Origin of the sequence: Amycolatopsis jiangsuensis (assembly GCF_014204865.1) — a bacterium.
Taxonomy (GTDB): domain Bacteria; phylum Actinomycetota; class Actinomycetes; order Mycobacteriales; family Pseudonocardiaceae; genus Amycolatopsis; species Amycolatopsis jiangsuensis.
The window spans coordinates 972,669-987,758 of sequence record NZ_JACHMG010000001.1; the positions used below are offsets into that span (position 1 = coordinate 972,669).

Consider the following 15,090-nt stretch of genomic DNA (forward strand, 5'->3'; position numbering starts at 1 on the left):
TCCTAGACCGGCCCGGCGTCATGGGTCCACCAGTCGATCATCGCGAACGGTTCGGTGCCGCGGTGGGCGACGGTCAGTACGCCGGTCCGGTCGTCCGTCCACTTCAGGTAGCGTTCGCCGCCCGGGTCGACGGTGCCGCAGGAAAGGCGTCCGGTGCGGCCGTCGCGGGCGTAGGGACGGTCGGCGGAGAAGTCCTTCGGTTGGTCGGTGCACGCCTTTTCGCTGTCACCGGAGCTGTTGAAGACCTGGTTCATGGTGGCCGCGTCGGGCAGCTGGTAGTACGTGACGAGCCCGGCGCCGCTGGTCCGTCCACAGGCGACCGCGGCGACCGGCACCACCGCGCCGAGGTCGGTCCACTGCTGCCCGGCCGACGGGCGCACGCAGTTCAGCCGGGAGACCGCCGGTACGTGGCCCAGGAGCGCCTTTTCCGCCGGGTCGGGAAACGCGGGGGAGGCGCGGGTGTTGACCTCGTCCACGATCCGGCCGAGCGGCGCGAGGTGCCAGTCGGCCCACCACGCGCCGGTCGCGTCCGGGGTGGTGCCGGTGACGTGCCCGATCACGGCGAACGCTTCCAGACTCCAGTCGAGCGCGACAGTGCCTGCCGGACCCGGGTGACAGAGCACCTGCCCGAGGTCGACGCTCAGCCAGTCGAACCGCGTCGTGCCGAGAAACGGCGGGCCGGGGCAGCCGCTCCCGCTCGGGGCGTGTGCCGTGGTGGCCATGCTTTCGAATGTCGCGCGCAGCGTGGGCAGGTCCGCGAAGCGAAAGTACGAGACCTCCTGGGCGCCGGTGCCGCGCGGGGTGCAGGTGATTCCCGCGACGGCGCCGCGGTAGCCGCCCAGTTCCGCCGGGCCGCTGCGGCGGCAGGCGGTTCCGGCGGCCACGTGCGTGAGCGCCTGTTCGTCCGCGCTCGGGAACGCGGGTGCAGGGTTCCACCCCGCCCACGCACGGCGCAGCGTCGCGTCGCCGGCGGCTTCCATGGTGGTCACGGCGCGGGCCGCGTCGTCGCTCCATACCACTGTGGACTGTCCGCTTCGGACAGTGCAGAGAACTCGGCCACGGGCTGGACCAGTTTCGGGATAACGATGTTCCGCGCCGGTCGCGGATGAACAGTCACCTTGTCCGGTGCGGACGCCGGACTCGCCCACGGCTGCTGTGTAGGCATCGGAGGCCTGCTCCGGAGTGTCGTACAGGGCTGTGGTCGCGGACCGGCCGGTGGCGTCATGACAGGTGAGCGTGGCGGCCGCGCCGGCGACGGGCGACTCAGCGGAACCGCAATCGCCGCGCAACGCCGAGGGCACGCGGTCGAGCGTGGCGTCGTCCGGCCCGGACGATGCTCCGACCGTCAGCCACGCCACGAGTGAGCCCGCAACCACGGCCGCGGCCGCGGGGATGACCGCGCGCCGCCGAAGCCGGCGGCGGCGCGCGGCGGATTTCGCCGCGGCGGTCGTGCTGACGAAGTCCTCGATCAAGGCGGCGCACGTCGGGTGTCGTACCGCGGGGTCGGGATCCAGCGAACGGCTGAGGACAGCGGCGCCCGGATGCGCGAGGTTCACGTGGTAGGGCGGTGCGCCCGCCAGGCATTCGTAGAGCACACAGGCGAGCGAGTACACGTCGGCGGCCGGTCCGGCGGGCTTGCCTTCCCGTTGCTCCGGCGCGGCGTAGGAGATCGTGCCGAGGAACGCGCCGCTCGCGGTGAGGCTCGTGCGGTCGAGCTGGCGGGCGATGCCGAAGTCGCACAGGTACGGATGCCCGGTGTGCTCTTCGACGAGGATGTTGCCCGGCTTGACGTCGCGGTGCACGAGGTGCCGGCGGTGCGCGGCGTCGAGCGCCGCGGCGACCCCGCGCCCGATCGTCACGGTGGTCTCGAACGGCAGCGTCCGGCGGGTGCCGAGCAGCCGGGAGAGGTTGGTGCCCCGCACGTACTCCATGGCCAGATAGCCGAACGTGCCGTCCGTGCTCAGCCCGGCGTCGAGGGTCTTGACGACGTTCGGGTGGACCAGGTCCCTGGCGATCCGCGTCTCCCGTTCGAAGCGCTCGCGAAACCCGAGCACCTGCAGGAAGCGCGGTCCGACGACCTTCAGCGCCACCGCCTGCCCGGAGCCGGTGTCGACCGCCTGGAAGACCTCGCTCATCCGCGTCTCGGCGAGCTGGCGCAGCAGCCGGTACCGCGGCAGCCGCGCGGTGATGTCGGGCCGGTCCAGTGTCGGTGCTTCGGTCTGCTCGCTCACGCCTCGCCCCCGGGTGTCCGGAAGCAGCCTACCGAGCCGGTCCGGCCGGAGCTTGCGCGTGCCGGGCCGGTGGATGAGACTCCCGCTATGCCGAGCCCGTACCGAGCCGAAACGACGGAAGCCATCCAGCACGCCCGGCAGCATGCGGTCGGCGACCTCCTGCGGCGCACGGCGCTGCGTCATCCGGACAGGCTCGCGGTCGTCGCGGGGCAGCGGCGGATCACCTACCGCGAGTTCGACGCAGCGGTCAACCGGTGCGCGCACCGGCTCGCCGAGCGCGGCCTCGGCAAGGGCGACCGGCTGGCGCTGCTCAGCCACAACGGCTGGGAGTACGCGGTACTGGTGTTCGCCACGGCGAAGCTCGGCGTGGTACTGGTCCCGGTCAACTTCATGCTCGGCGCGGACGAGATCGCGTTCATCCTCGACCACGCCGGGGTTTCCGGACTCGTGGCGGAGGAGCCGCTGCTGGACACCGCGGCTGCCGCACTGGAGCGCGCGGGCAGGACCGGCGTGCTGCGGGCGCGGATCGGCGGAGACCGTGCGGGCTGGGAGGACGTCGCGGACTGGATCGACAGCCCTGGCGACGCGTCGGCGCCCGATGTGCTGGTGGCCGACGACGACCCGGTGCGCCTGATGTACACCTCCGGCACCGAGTCGCGGCCGAAGGGCGTGCTGCTGTCGAGTCGTTCGCTGATCACGCAGTACGTCTCGTGCGCGATCGACGGCGGCATGTCCGCGGACGACGTCGAGGTGCACGCGCTCCCGCTGTACCACTGCGCGCAGCTGGACTGCTTCTTCTCGGTGGACGTCTACCTCGGCGCGACGAGCGTGATCCTGCCCGGTCCGGATCCGGCCGCGCTGCTGGAAACGGTCGCGCGGGAACGGGCGACGAAGCTGTTCGCCCCGCCGACGGTGTGGATCTCCCTGCTGCGGCATCCCGCGTTCGACGAGACCGACCTGTCCAGCCTTCGCAAGGGCTATTACGGCGCCTCGGCGATGCCCGTCGAGGTGCTGCGCGAGCTGGCCCGGCGGCTGCCGGACGTGCAGCTGTGGAACTTCTACGGGCAGACCGAGATGTCGCCGCTGGCCACGATCCTGCGTCCGCACGAGCAGCTGCCGAAGGCCGGCTCGGCCGGGCGGGCGGCGCTGAACGTGGAGACGCGGATCGTCGACGACGAGGGCCGCGAGCTGCCGCCCGGCGAGATCGGCGAGATCGTGCACCGCAGCCCGCACGCCACCCTCGGCTACTACGAGGACGAGGAGAAGACCGCGGCGGCCTTCGACGGCGGCTGGTTCCACTCCGGTGACCTGGGCGTGCTGGACGAAGCGGGCTACCTGTCGGTGGTGGACCGGAAGAAGGACATGATCAAGACCGGCGGGGAGAACGTCGCCAGCCGCGAGGTGGAGGAGGCGCTCTACCTGCTCGAGGGCGTGGCCGAAGTGGCCGTGTTCGGGGTTTCCCACCCGCGCTGGATCGAGGCGGTGACCGCGGCGGTGGTCCCGCGCGAGGAGGGGACGCTGACCGAGGAAGCCGTCCTGGCACACGCACGGGAACGCCTGGCGGGGTTCAAGTGCCCGAAGTACGTGGTGTTCGTACCGGCACTGCCGAAGAACCCCAGTGGCAAGATCGTCAAACGCACCCTGCGGGAGGCGCACGCGGGTCTCGCGCGGGAGTGACCGGCGGCCGGGCCGGCAAGGAAAAGGTCGTACCACAGAGCCTCACGCGGGCAGCTTGTCGTCAACGCGAGGCGCTGCCGTGTGCTTGCCGGCCTGATGTCGTCGGCAGGTGGTGGGACAGCAGCACATCGATCAAGGCCGCGACCGCGGGACGCTCAGCGGCGTTTTGCCGGGTGGCGAGGTTGACGATCCACGGCGTCATCGGTTCGGCGATCGTCAGCTTGGCGCAATCGCTGGAGTCGACGATGTCCGGGACGACGGCGACTCCCATCCCGGTGGCGACGTATCTGGGGATCGCGAGCAGGTCGGCGACCTCGGCGACCACCTGTCGCCGCAGTCTGTGCTGGGCGAGAGCGTGTTCCACGCCGACTCGGTGGCCGTATCCCGCCGGCGAATCGATCCAGGGTTCCGGTGCGAGCTGTGCGAGTGAGACCACGGTATCCGCCGCAAGGGGATGGGAGGGCTCGACCAACGCGACATAGGGGGCTTCGAGGAGCTTGACGACATCGAGTTCGGGCGGCGGGTCCAAGGCGAAGAAAGCCACGTCAAGTCTCCCTCGGACAAGATCCTCGGCGAATCCGGTCGAGCCGCGCTCGGACAACACCAGCCGAAGATCGACGTGGGGGTGTCGGGTGCGGAAGACGCGCAGTGCCGCCGGCAGATCATGGACGAGGTCTTGACCGGTGAAGGTGCCTAGTGTCAATCGCCCGCGTTGGCCGCTCGCTGTCTCGGACGCGAGAACACGCAGGCGCTCGACCGCGTCGATGATCTGCTGTGAATTGGCGAGAAGCTCTTCGCCTGCGGTCGTCAGCTGGACGGTCTGGGTGGTGCGGCGCAGCAGCTGGACCCCGAGTTCGGCCTCGAGACTCCGCAGGCCCGCAGAGACCGTCGACTGCGCGGCGTAGAGGCGACGCGCCGCTTCGGTGACGCTGAGTTCGCCCGCGACGGCGACGAAGTACTCGAGCAACCGGGTTTCCATCCTGCAACCCTAGAGCGCCCCGTCGAGTGTGCCGATTACGAGTGCGGCGTTGAGCGCGACGATGACGGCGGTGAGAACTCCCGCGAGCACGCGGACGCCGGCTGCGTTGGTGTCCGCGCCCATCACGGTGCGCCGGGAGGTCAGCACGACGAGGGGAACGACGGCGAACGCGATGCCGAAGCTGAGCACCACTTGACTCGCGACAAGCAGGAACGTCGGGTCCAGTCCGGCGGCGAGCAGTGCGATCGCGGGGACCAGCATCACCGCCCGGCGGAGCTGCAGCGGGACGGCCAGGCGCAGCAACCCGCGCATGATCTCGTCACCGGCCATCGTCCCGATGGATGTCGACGCGAGGCCCGAGGCCAGTAGCCCGATCGAGAACAGCACGCCGACGGCCGGTCCCACCTGCACCGCGATGGCGTGCTGTGCGCCGTCGATGGTGTCGGTGCCGGGGACTCCGCTCAGGTTCGCGGCGGCGAGGACGAGCATGCAGATGTTCACTCCGCCCGCGACGAAGAGCGCCAGGCAGACGTCCCACCGGGTGGCAACGAGGATACGGTGCCGTTCCGGTCCGGCCGGAGTGGCGCCGTACCGATCTCTCGCGAGCGCCGAGTGCAGGTAGACAGCGTGCGGCATCACCGTGGCGCCGAGCATCGAGGCGGCGAGCACGACCGACTCGGAACCTTGGAAACGGGGCACGAGGCCGGCGATCAGCGCTGAGGGAGAGGGGTCGGAGAAAGCCAATCCGGCGCAGAACCCGATCGTCAGCACCGCGAGCATGGCAGTCACGACGGCTTCGAACGTGCGCGCGCCCCTGCGGTTTTGCACCGCCAGGACGATGGTCGAGACCGCGCCGGTGAGGAGCCCGCCGGCCACGAGCGGGAGTCCGAACAGCAGGTGCAGCGCCACGGCACCACCGATGACCTCCGCCACGTCCGTGGCAGCGGCCACGATCTCGGCCTGCGCCCAGAACACCAGGCGCGGTATCCGTCGCATCCGCTGACCGAGCACCTCCGGCAGCGATCGACCGGTCACGATCCCGAGCTTCGCGGAAAGGTATTGCACGAGCACTGCACTCGCATTCGCGACGACGAGCACCCACACCAGCAGATATCCGTAGCTCGCGCCGGCCGTGAGATTCGCCGCGACGTTGCCGGGGTCGACGTAGGCGATCGCCGCGACGAAGGCAGGCCCGAGCAGTGCGAGGCGGCTGCTCGAGCGGCCGCCTTGCCGCCCGGAACGCGGTTCGGCGCGCTCCTTCCCTCTCAGCATGGCCAGAAAGCTAACACGTCGATTAAGCTCGGTCGAGCTATTCGCTCTCATCGATTTGCAGGGACTGAAGGGAAAGGAGTCATCGAGGGTGACTGACAAGCGCACCATGATCATCTTCGGCGCGACGGGGGATCTCTCCGCACGTCTGCTGCTCCCCGGTCTCGGGACCTTCCTGCAATCCGGCCGCAGTGTGCCGGTGCACCTCATCGGGACGGGCCGCAGCGAGCGGACCCCTGAGCAGTGGAAGGGTGTCGTCAAAAAGTCCTTCGCCACACAGAACGTCGAGGGTCCCGAGGTCGACGCGACGCTCGGGTCGACGGTGTTCATCCAGGGCGACCCGGCTGACCCGAGGCACCTGCAGAAGCTGCTCGACGCGGCCGAGGCGTCGCCGGTGCTCTACTTCGCACTGCCCCCGCAGGCCACATCGGACCTCTGCGATGCGCTCCAGCACGTCGACCTCCCCGAAGGCACCACGCTCGCCTTCGAGAAGCCGTTCGGCACCGACGTTGCCAGTGTTGCGGCGCTCAACAAGACCGTCCTCGCGCTTGTCCCGGAGGAACGTGTGCACCGCACCGACCACTTCCTCGGCCGCACCACGGTCCTCAACATCATCGGTCTGCGCTTCGCGAACCGGCTGTTCGAGCCGATCTGGAACGCGGACAACATCGAGAAGGTCGACGTCTTCTACGACGAGACCCTCGGCCTCGAGAACCGGGCACAGTACTACGACGAGGCCGGTGCCCTGGTCGACATGATCCAGTCGCACCTGCTGCAGATCCTCGGCCTGGTCACGATGGATGCCCCGTCGGCGATCGACGCGGTCGAGTTCCGCTCCTCGCTGGCACGCGTGCTCCGCTCGACGCGACTCAAGGGCGGCGACCCGAGGACCGCGTCCCGCCGTGCCGTCTACACCGCGGGCACGATCAATGGCCGCGAACTGCCGTCGTACCAGTCCGAGGACGGCGTCGATGCTTCGCGCCAGACCGACACCCTCGCCGAGATCGAGGTCGAGGTGGACACGGCCCGCTGGAAGGGTGTGCCGTTCACCCTGCGCTCCGGCAAGGCGCTCGGCGCCAGCCGCAAGGAAGTCCTGATCACCTTCAAGCCGGTGACCCGCCTGCCCTCGGGCCTGACCGGTGGCCCGAAGACCGACACGCTGCGCATCGTCCTGAATCCGGACGAGATCGAGCTGACCGTCTCGGCGAACGGTGGCGGCAACCCGTTCGAGATGGGACAGGTGACCTTGTCGTCGTCGTTCGGCGACGGCGAGCTCACCCCCTACGGCGAGGTGCTCAACGGGATCTTCCACGACGACCCGCTGCTGTCGATCCGCGGCGACGTGGCCGAGCGCTGCTGGGAGATCGTCGGACCGGTCGTGCAGGCGTGGCAGGCGAACGAGGTTCCGCTTGAGAAGTACCGCGCCGGCTCGCGGGGGCCGGCCGGCTGGGAGTCGAGCTACTGACTGGCGCGTCGAGGGCTCCGCCATCTGAAGTCAAGCCCTCCCGGGTGAGTCCGCTATTCGCTCCGATCGATAATACCCTGCGGCCTAATCCATTGGACTCGCTGACTATATGCACGGATACTGATATCCGAGGTCGGCACTGCTGCACAGGTGGTGCCCCAGCGTGAACGGAATGTCAGAGGAGAGCACGCAATGTCGCAACCGGAGCACGTCAAAGTGGACGTGGCTTTTCCTGTCCCCGCCACCATGAAGGCCTGGGTCTTGGGTGATCCCGGCGAGTTGTCGCTGGTGGACAAGCCGGTTCCGGTTCCGAAGCGGGCCGAGGTCCTGGTGCGCATCGACGGCGCCTCCATTTGCGCGACCGACCTGGAGATCATCGCCCACGGGCCGCCGGCCCAGATCGAGGGTGGCCTTCCGTTCAACAAGAACTTCACGCCTGGTCACGAATACATGGGAACTGTCGTGGCGCTCGGTCCGGGCGTGGACGAGTTCGCGATCGGAGACCGCGTCACCGTGGAGGTGCACGCGGGCTGCGGCCAGTGCAAGCGCTGTCGTGAGGGCATGTACACCGCGTGCCACAACTACGGCAAAAACTACGGCGACGTCGACAAGGGCCACCGTGCCAACGGCTTCACCACCGACGGCGGCTTCTGCGAGTACCAGGTCAACAACATCAACACGCTCGTCCATCTCGACGAGTCCATGAGCGACGAGGAGGCGACGCTCGTCGTCACCGGTGGGACGGCCATGTACGGGCTGACCGAGATCGGTGGCCTCGTCGCCGGCGATTCGGTCGTCGTGACCGGACCCGGCCCGATCGGGCTTCTCGCCACCGCGGTCGCCAAAGCACTCGGCGCGCAGCCGGTGATCCTCACCGGCACGCGGGACAACCGGCTCGAGATCGGCAAGCGCCTCGGCGCGGACCACGTCATCAACGTGCGCAACGAAAACCCGGTCGAAGCAGTCCGGAAACTGAGCGGGGGCACGGGCGTCGACTTCGTCGTCGAGTGCTCGGGCGCGCCGAACGCGGTGAACGAGGCGGCGAAGATGCTGAACCGAGGCGGGAAGATCTGCCTGGCGGCGTTCCCGTCCGACGAGGTGCCGATCGATCTCGCCTACCTGGCGCGCAACAACATTTACCTGTACAGCATTCGTGGCGAAGGAAAGTCGGCGACCCACCGCGCCGAAGCGTTCATGCGCCAGAAGCGGTTCGACGCTTCGATCATCCACACGCACACCTTCGACATGGCGGAGCTCCCGGAGGCGCTCCGATACGTGCGGGAGCGAGTCGAGGATGCGATCAAGGTCGTGCTGAAGAACACGAAGTCGAGCGCGCCCGGCAAAACGGACGAGCCCGCCACCGCGTCGGTGTGAGGACGCACTCCTAGCTCAGGCAGAACTCGTGGATGAGAGGTGGCTTCGCGGCGGATGACCGGCCTGGGTGCCCGCCGATGCGAGAACGCCCGGAACTGGCTCCCAGGCTTTCTGCTTGCTGTCACTGTTGTCGGCCGGCGCCGGCATCCGGTTGACCGCAGAGAGGACAACGATGTCCGAGACAACAAGGCATTCCGGTAAGACAGACAAAGACATCCTCGGCTACAGCCGGTACCGCGTCGTCACCGCGGCGTTCTTCGCGATGCTGGTGATCAGCCCGTTCGAGTACGCCTGGAGTTCGATCTCCGGGAAGATCGGTGCCGTCTACGGGTGGTCCGACAGCCAGACCTCCACGATGTTTTCGCTGTTCGTGGTTTTCCAGGCGATCGGCATGCTGCCGGGCGGCCTGCTGCGGGATCGGTTCGGTCCACGGTGGACGACTGCCCTCGCCGGGGTGCTTTCCGCACTGGGGATCTTCTCCGTGACGCTCGGGCCGAACTACGACCTCGTGCTCGTCCTGTGGTGTATCGGGAGCTTCTTCACGGGCTTCATCTACAACGACGCGGTGACGACCGGCAACAAATGGTTCCCGGACCGTCGGGGTCTGATGACCGGCATCATCGCGGGTGCGTTCTCCTGGGGATCGATCCCGTTCATCTTCTGGACCCGCGCCATCCCGGAGTCCGCACCGGAATCGGAGTTCTTCACCGTCATCTACGTCATGACGGCCGTCCTTCTCGTCGTCCCGCTCGTCGCGGCGGTCTTCCTCAAGGACCCGCCGAAAGGCTGGGCTCCGCCGAGGTGGAAGCCGAAGAAGGCAGCCGGGCGCCCGAACGACCGCGAGTTCACCCTCTTCCAGGCGCTGCGCACCTGGCAGCTGTGGGCGTTGATCGTCTCCTTCATGCTGATCTCCGGCGCGGGGCTGGCCGGGATGAGCCGGATTGTCGTGTACTCCTCGAGCTTCGGTTTCGCCGCCGCAGCCGGCACGGCGGCCGCGGCCGGGATTTCCATCGCCAACGGCTTGGGGAAGCTCGGGCTCGGCTGGGTCTCGGAGCGCGTGGGACTCGAGAACACGATGATCGGCAGCTTCGTGCTGTCCGGCTTGCTGCTGCTCGGGTCGGTGGTCGCCGGGACCGTCGGGGGCGAGTTGCTGTTCATCGTCACCGCGATCCTCAGCATCTTCTTCTGGGCGTCGCTGTTCTCGCTGTTCCCCATCACGATCGGCAAGTACTACGGCAACGCGGCCGCCGGCGCGAACTACGGCCTGCTCTACGCGATCGCGAAGGGCACCGGCGGTGTGTACGGCGGGATTCTCACCGCAGTCCTGATCAGCAACCACGGGTTCTCCTTCAGCATGAGTATCGCGGGCATCCTCGCGATCGTCGCCGGGCTCCTCATCATTCCCCTCAAGTTCTTCCCGGTGCGACGGCGTGGCCGGGAAACGGGGGCACAGGAGCCGGCGGATGACGGCCGGCCCGTTGCCACACACGCACTCCTCAACGATTCGGAGGGTCGGTGACCGAATGGAACGACCGGTGAAGGTCATGAGCACGCTCGCGGTCGAGCTCGCGTTGAAAAGCGCGTTGCTCCCGGCCTGGCGCGGGAGCGGGCGAGACGTGGACATGGAGTGGAGCCCGACGGGCGTGCTGATCGATCGGGTCCGGGCCGGTGCCCGCGGGGACGTCCTGATCGCCATCGACCAGCCGATCGCGGAACTCGTTGAGCAGGGCGTCCTCCGTGCCGGGTCGGTACGGCCGGTCGCTCGCGCCAGCTTCGGCCTCGGCGTGCGACGTGGCGCTGCCCGCCCCGACATCTCGACACCGGAACGTTTCCGAGCGGCACTGGTGTCGGCGCGCTCAGTTGTCTACTCGCTGACGGGCGCGAGTGGCATCCACTTCCAGGAAGTGATGAAGCGTCTGGACATCACCGAGACCGTGGGCTCGAAGGCGACTGTCATCCAGGCCGGCTTCACCGCCGACCGGGTGATCGCGGGCGAAGCCGATCTCGCCGTGCAGCAGGTCAGCGAGCTCATGTCGATCGACGGGATCGACGTCGTCGGACCGTTCCCCGGCCCGTACCAAAAACACACGGACTTCTCCGCGGCGGTCTTCGCCGACAGCGTGGTGCCGGGCATCGCCGAAGCGTTCGTGGACCATCTGAGCGACGAGAAGGCGGGTGGCGTCTACTCGCGTTCCGGTCTGCTGTCGCGGATTGCGAGCGCTGCCCGATGACATCCACGGACAGGGCCAAGGCCGCTCGTCGGATCGTGCTGCTGCACGCAACGCCGGTCGCGATGGACCCGGTGAATGCGGCGATGGCGTCGCTCTGGCCGGAAGCGGAAGCCGTCAACCTGCTCGACGACGGCCTGACGATCGACCGCGCCAAAGACGGCCCGGATCTCTCGGAAGAGCTCATCCGGCGGTTCGTCGACTTCGGCCGCTACGCGCGGCGCAGTGGCGCGGACGGCATCCTCATCACCTGCTCGGCGTTCGGTCCGGCCATCGACCGGATGCAAGAAGAACTTCCGCTGCCGATCCTGCGTCCGAACGACGCGATGTTCCGTTCGGCAATCGCCGCCGGCGGCCGGATCGGCATGCTCGCGACGTTCGCACCGGCGGTGGCGACGATGGAGGAGGAGTTCCGCCGGTTCGCCGCGGAGGCCGGTGCGCCGACCACGCTCGAGACGATCGTCGTGCCGGACGCCATCGAGGTGCTGCGGCAGGGCGATGCGGACTCCCACAACCGCCTTGTCGCCGAGATGGCGCCGCAGTTCGCCGGCCACGACGCCATCATGCTCGCGCACTTCTCGACCTCCCGCGCGGCCGAACAGGTACGGGCGGAGGTGCAGGTGCCGGTCTTCGCCGCACCGGAGGCCGCGGTGCTGCGCATGAAAAGCCTCCTGGGAGGTGACCCGTGCTGATCGGCGTGATCGCGGACGACTTCACCGGGGCGAGCGATATCGCCAACACCCTCGCCAACGGGCAGGACGGCCTGGTGACCACGCAATACCTCGGAGTGCCCGAAGACGCTGCCGGTGCGGAGGTCGAGGCCGGCGTGATTTCCTTGAAATCCCGGTCGATCCCGGTAGCGGACGCGGTCGCTTCGTCGCTTGCGGCGTTGCATTGGCTGAAGGCGCAAGGTTGCCGGCAGATCGTTTTCAAGTACTGCTCGACCTTCGATTCGACGCCGGCGGGCAACATCGGCCCTGTCGCCGAAGCACTGGCGGACGCGCTCGGCGTCAAGGGCGTCGTCGCCTGCCCCTCGTTCCCGGCGATGCGACGCACCCTGTACCAGGGGCATCTCTTCGTCGGCGACAGGCTGCTCACCGAATCGGGGATGCAGCATCATCCGTTGACGCCGATGACCGACGCCGACCTCCGCCGCTGGCTCCGCCTGCAGACCGATTCGGAGGTCGGTCACGTCCCCGCTCCGGTTGTGGGCGAAGGCGCCGAGGCGATCGGCGCGGCGCTGCGCGCCTGCGCGGAGCGCGGAGAGACGCTGGTGATCGTCGACGCGGTGACCGACGAGGATCTCCTCAGGATCGGCCAGGCATGCGCGGACGCGCCGCTTCTGACCGGCGGATCGGGGATCGCGCTCGGGCTCGGCGGGAACTTGATCGCCAGGGGACTCGCCGGAGGTGGCCGCACTCGCTTCGAGGGCGTAGCGGGTACCGAGGCGATCCTTGCCGGTAGCTGCTCGGGCAGGACCAGGAGCCAGGTGGATGCGCACGCCCGCAAGCACCCGACGATGGCAGTCGCGGTCGAGGACCTGCTGGATGGTCGCACCTCGCCGGACGATCTCGTGGCGTTCATCGAGGCGAACCACGGCGAAGCCCCGCTGGTCTATTCGTCAGCCGCGCCCGAGGACGTCCTGGCAGCGCAGACACGATACGGCCGCGAGGCGGTCTCCGATCGTCTGGAAGGCCTGTTCGCCGAGACCGCCGGACGCCTCGTCGATGGTGGCGTCAGCCGGGTCGTGGTTGCCGGAGGCGAGACGTCCGGAGCCGTGGCACAGGGGCTGGACCTCGGCGGCCTGACGATCGGTCCGGAGATCAGCCCCGGTGTTCCCGTGCTGGTCAGCGAAAAGCGAGGGGTGGCCCTCGCGCTCAAGTCGGGGAACTTCGGCGGCGCGGACTTTTTCACCCGGGCCCTCGAGGCCCTGGCCGGGGAAGGAGCGGTACATGAGTGAGGAAGCGGGACTTCGCCGGGAACTCGTGCGGATGGGCCGGCTGCTCGCCACGCGTCAGCTCGCGCACGGGACCGCCGGGAACCTGTCGGCGCGGCTGGGGGACGGCAGCATCCTGGTGACGCCGACCAACTCGAGCCTCGGAAATCTCGACCCGGATCGCATCTCGAAGGTATCGCGTACCGGAGAGCTGATCAGCGGGGACAAACCATCGAAGGAGTACTTCTTCCACCTCGCCGTTTTCGACGAGCGGCCCGGTGCCCGCGCCGTCGTCCACCTGCACTCCGCCTATTCGGTCGCGGTCTCGTGCCTGCGCCATGAACAAACGGACGACGTCCTCCCGCCCTTGACGGCCTATTACGTCATGCGGGTCGGAAAACTCCCGCTGGTGCGGTATTTCCCGCCGGGCGATCGCGGGCTCGCGGAGGAGGTCCGGAGGGTCTCCCGCGAGCACCGGTCGATGTTGCTGGCCAACCACGGGTCGATCGTCTCGGGTGCGAGCCTGAGCGACGCCGTCTCCGCCTCCGAGGAACTCGAGGAGACGGCCAAGATCTCCTTCATCCTCGGCGGCCGGCCGACCTCGCCGCTCGGCGCCGAGCAGATCGCCGGCCTCACCCGGGCGTTCCCGGCTTGATCGGGATCCCGTTCTCCACGACCACTACCACCTGGAAAGGATCATCAGCATGAGCTTCGCGTTCTCCGAGGGCAACCCCGTCGAAGACACGTCCAAGTACGGCCACCCCCCGTTCGACACGGAACGCCTGGATCGTCTCATGGAGGAAGCGGGCCTCGACGCGCTCCTCGTGACGTCCAAGCACAGCATCCAGTACCTCCTTGGCGGCTACCGGTTCTTCTTCTACGACTACATGGACGCCCACGGGCTCAGCCGCTACCTGCCGTTCTTCGTCTATGTGAAGGGCCGTCCGCTGGACTCCGGGTACGTCGGCGCCCCGATGGAGCGATACGAGAAGCAGCTCGGCAGCTTCTGGGTCACCAACCTCGACCTCACGAAACAGACGAGCACCGGGTACGCCGGCGCGGCCGCCGAGCTCCTGAAGCGCCTCGGCGGCGACGCGGGCCGCGTCGGCATCGAGGTCGGGTTCATGCCGATCGACGCGTTCCGGGTCTTGGAAGCGCAGCTTCCGGGAGTCGAGCTGGCGGACGCCACGTACACCCTCGAGGTGCTGCGGGCGCTGAAGTCGCCGCGGGAGCTGGCGATCCTCAAGGAGGCTTCCGAGAAGGTCGTCGATTCGATGCTCGCCGTCTTCGCCAAATTCGGTCCGGGCACCAGCAAGCTGACGCTCTTCGACGCGTTGCGGCAGGAGGAGACGGCGCGCGGCATGAAGTTCGAGTACGCGCTGACGAACATCGGAACCGCCTTCAACCGTGCGCCCTATGACAAGACCTGGGAGGAAGGCGAGACGCTGGCGCTCGATTCCGGCGGCAACTACCAGGGCTACATCGGCGACGTCTGCCGCATGGGCTACGCCGGCGAGCCGGACCAGGAGCTCGTCGATCTCCTCGGACAGGTCGAGCTCGTGCAGCAGTCCGCTCGCAAGAACCTCCGGGCGGGCACCGTCGGCGCGGAGATCTTCGAGAACGCGAACGCCGCGCTGGGGGAGTGTTCGGCGAGTGACCAGATGTTCTTCGCCGCGCACGGTATGGGCATCGTCAGCCACGAGGCTCCCTGGCTCATGCCGGATGCGTTCCCCCGATACACGCCCCGGCACCGCGACCAGCCGCTGGAGGCCGGCATGGTGATCTCGATCGAGACGGAGCTGCACCACACCGGACGCGGGTTCATCAAGTTGGAGGACACGGTCGCCATCACGCCGGACGGATGCGAGGGCTTCGGCGATCATGGCCACGGCTGGAACATCGCGGGCCGCTGAAGTGGAGCGTGACGTGCC

Annotated in this window: 12 protein-coding genes; 9 read left to right on the plus strand and 3 right to left on the minus strand. The window is 68.4% G+C overall.

The window, feature by feature from the left end; translation table 11 throughout:
• Nucleotides 1–2 precede the first annotated feature (2 nt).
• A complete protein-coding gene (locus BJY18_RS04320) occupies nucleotides 3–2,231 on the minus strand; it encodes a serine/threonine-protein kinase (protein WP_184777840.1) in 2,229 nt (742 codons plus the stop codon).
• Nucleotides 2,232–2,318: 87 nt separating this feature from the next.
• Between BJY18_RS04320 and BJY18_RS04325 the strand changes: the two genes are divergently transcribed.
• Nucleotides 2,319–3,908, plus strand: coding sequence for an acyl-CoA synthetase (locus BJY18_RS04325; protein ID WP_184777842.1), 1,590 nt, complete (start codon nucleotides 2,319–2,321; stop codon nucleotides 3,906–3,908).
• Nucleotides 3,909–3,969: 61 nt separating this feature from the next.
• On the opposite strand, the gene BJY18_RS04330 is transcribed toward BJY18_RS04325, so the two are convergent.
• Both BJY18_RS04330 and BJY18_RS04335 read right to left on the minus strand, forming a co-directional pair.
• A complete protein-coding gene (locus BJY18_RS04330; RefSeq protein ID WP_184777844.1) occupies nucleotides 3,970–4,887 on the minus strand; it encodes a LysR family transcriptional regulator in 918 nt (305 codons plus the stop codon).
• A 9-nt stretch (nucleotides 4,888–4,896) separates the two neighbouring features.
• Entirely contained in the window at nucleotides 4,897–6,159 is a 1,263-nt protein-coding gene (locus tag BJY18_RS04335; protein ID WP_184777846.1) for an Nramp family divalent metal transporter, read from the minus strand.
• On the opposite strand from BJY18_RS04335, the gene BJY18_RS04340 reads away from it, so the two are divergent.
• The 8 genes from BJY18_RS04340 (at nucleotide 6,158) to BJY18_RS04375 (ending at nucleotide 15,072) form a co-directional block, all read left to right on the plus strand.
• A complete protein-coding gene (locus BJY18_RS04340) occupies nucleotides 6,158–7,621 on the plus strand; it encodes a glucose-6-phosphate dehydrogenase (RefSeq protein WP_221457554.1) in 1,464 nt (487 codons plus the stop codon). The two genes, BJY18_RS04335 and BJY18_RS04340, sit on opposite strands and share 2 nt — an antisense overlap.
• Nucleotides 7,622–7,813: 192 nt before the next feature.
• A complete protein-coding gene (locus tag BJY18_RS04345) occupies nucleotides 7,814–8,995 on the plus strand; it encodes a zinc-dependent alcohol dehydrogenase (RefSeq protein ID WP_184777848.1) in 1,182 nt (393 codons plus the stop codon).
• A 172-nt stretch (nucleotides 8,996–9,167) separates the two neighbouring features.
• Complete coding sequence (locus tag BJY18_RS04350) at nucleotides 9,168–10,514, plus strand: OFA family MFS transporter (protein WP_184777850.1); 1,347 nt, start codon at nucleotides 9,168–9,170, stop codon at nucleotides 10,512–10,514.
• Nucleotides 10,459–11,226 carry a molybdate ABC transporter substrate-binding protein gene (locus BJY18_RS04355; protein WP_184777852.1) on the plus strand — a complete coding sequence of 256 codons (768 nt, stop codon included), beginning with the start codon at nucleotides 10,459–10,461 and terminating at the stop codon, nucleotides 11,224–11,226. The genes BJY18_RS04350 and BJY18_RS04355 overlap by 56 nt, the downstream gene beginning before the upstream one ends.
• Complete coding sequence (locus BJY18_RS04360; protein ID WP_184777854.1) at nucleotides 11,223–11,915, plus strand: aspartate/glutamate racemase family protein; 693 nt, start codon at nucleotides 11,223–11,225, stop codon at nucleotides 11,913–11,915. The genes BJY18_RS04355 and BJY18_RS04360 overlap by 4 nt, the downstream gene beginning before the upstream one ends.
• Nucleotides 11,909–13,183, plus strand: coding sequence for a 3-oxo-tetronate kinase (gene otnK / locus BJY18_RS04365; protein WP_184777855.1), 1,275 nt, complete (start codon nucleotides 11,909–11,911; stop codon nucleotides 13,181–13,183). The genes BJY18_RS04360 and otnK overlap by 7 nt, the downstream gene beginning before the upstream one ends.
• Complete coding sequence (gene otnC / locus BJY18_RS04370; protein ID WP_184777857.1) at nucleotides 13,176–13,814, plus strand: 3-oxo-tetronate 4-phosphate decarboxylase; 639 nt, start codon at nucleotides 13,176–13,178, stop codon at nucleotides 13,812–13,814. Before otnK ends, otnC begins: the two co-directional genes overlap by 8 nt.
• A gap of 49 nt (nucleotides 13,815–13,863) precedes the next feature.
• On the plus strand, nucleotides 13,864–15,072 hold the full coding sequence (locus tag BJY18_RS04375; RefSeq protein ID WP_184777859.1) for a M24 family metallopeptidase: 1,209 nt from the start codon (nucleotides 13,864–13,866) through the stop codon (nucleotides 15,070–15,072).
• Nucleotides 15,073–15,090 lie beyond the last annotated feature (18 nt).

Coding starts and splice junctions, on each gene's coding strand:
- BJY18_RS04335 (WP_184777846.1), bottom strand. CDS start 6,159: ATGCTGAGAGGGAAGGAGCGCGCCGAACCGCGTTCCGGGCGGCAAGGC.
- BJY18_RS04375 (WP_184777859.1), top strand. CDS start 13,864: ATGAGCTTCGCGTTCTCCGAGGGCAACCCCGTCGAAGACACGTCCAAG.
- BJY18_RS04325 (WP_184777842.1), top strand. CDS start 2,319: ATGCCGAGCCCGTACCGAGCCGAAACGACGGAAGCCATCCAGCACGCC.
- otnC (WP_184777857.1), top strand. CDS start 13,176: ATGAGTGAGGAAGCGGGACTTCGCCGGGAACTCGTGCGGATGGGCCGG.
- BJY18_RS04355 (WP_184777852.1), top strand. CDS start 10,459: ATGACGGCCGGCCCGTTGCCACACACGCACTCCTCAACGATTCGGAGG.
- BJY18_RS04360 (WP_184777854.1), top strand. CDS start 11,223: ATGACATCCACGGACAGGGCCAAGGCCGCTCGTCGGATCGTGCTGCTG.
- BJY18_RS04340 (WP_221457554.1), top strand. CDS start 6,158: ATGGCCAGAAAGCTAACACGTCGATTAAGCTCGGTCGAGCTATTCGCT.
- BJY18_RS04350 (WP_184777850.1), top strand. CDS start 9,168: ATGTCCGAGACAACAAGGCATTCCGGTAAGACAGACAAAGACATCCTC.
- BJY18_RS04330 (WP_184777844.1), bottom strand. CDS start 4,887: ATGGAAACCCGGTTGCTCGAGTACTTCGTCGCCGTCGCGGGCGAACTC.
- BJY18_RS04345 (WP_184777848.1), top strand. CDS start 7,814: ATGTCGCAACCGGAGCACGTCAAAGTGGACGTGGCTTTTCCTGTCCCC.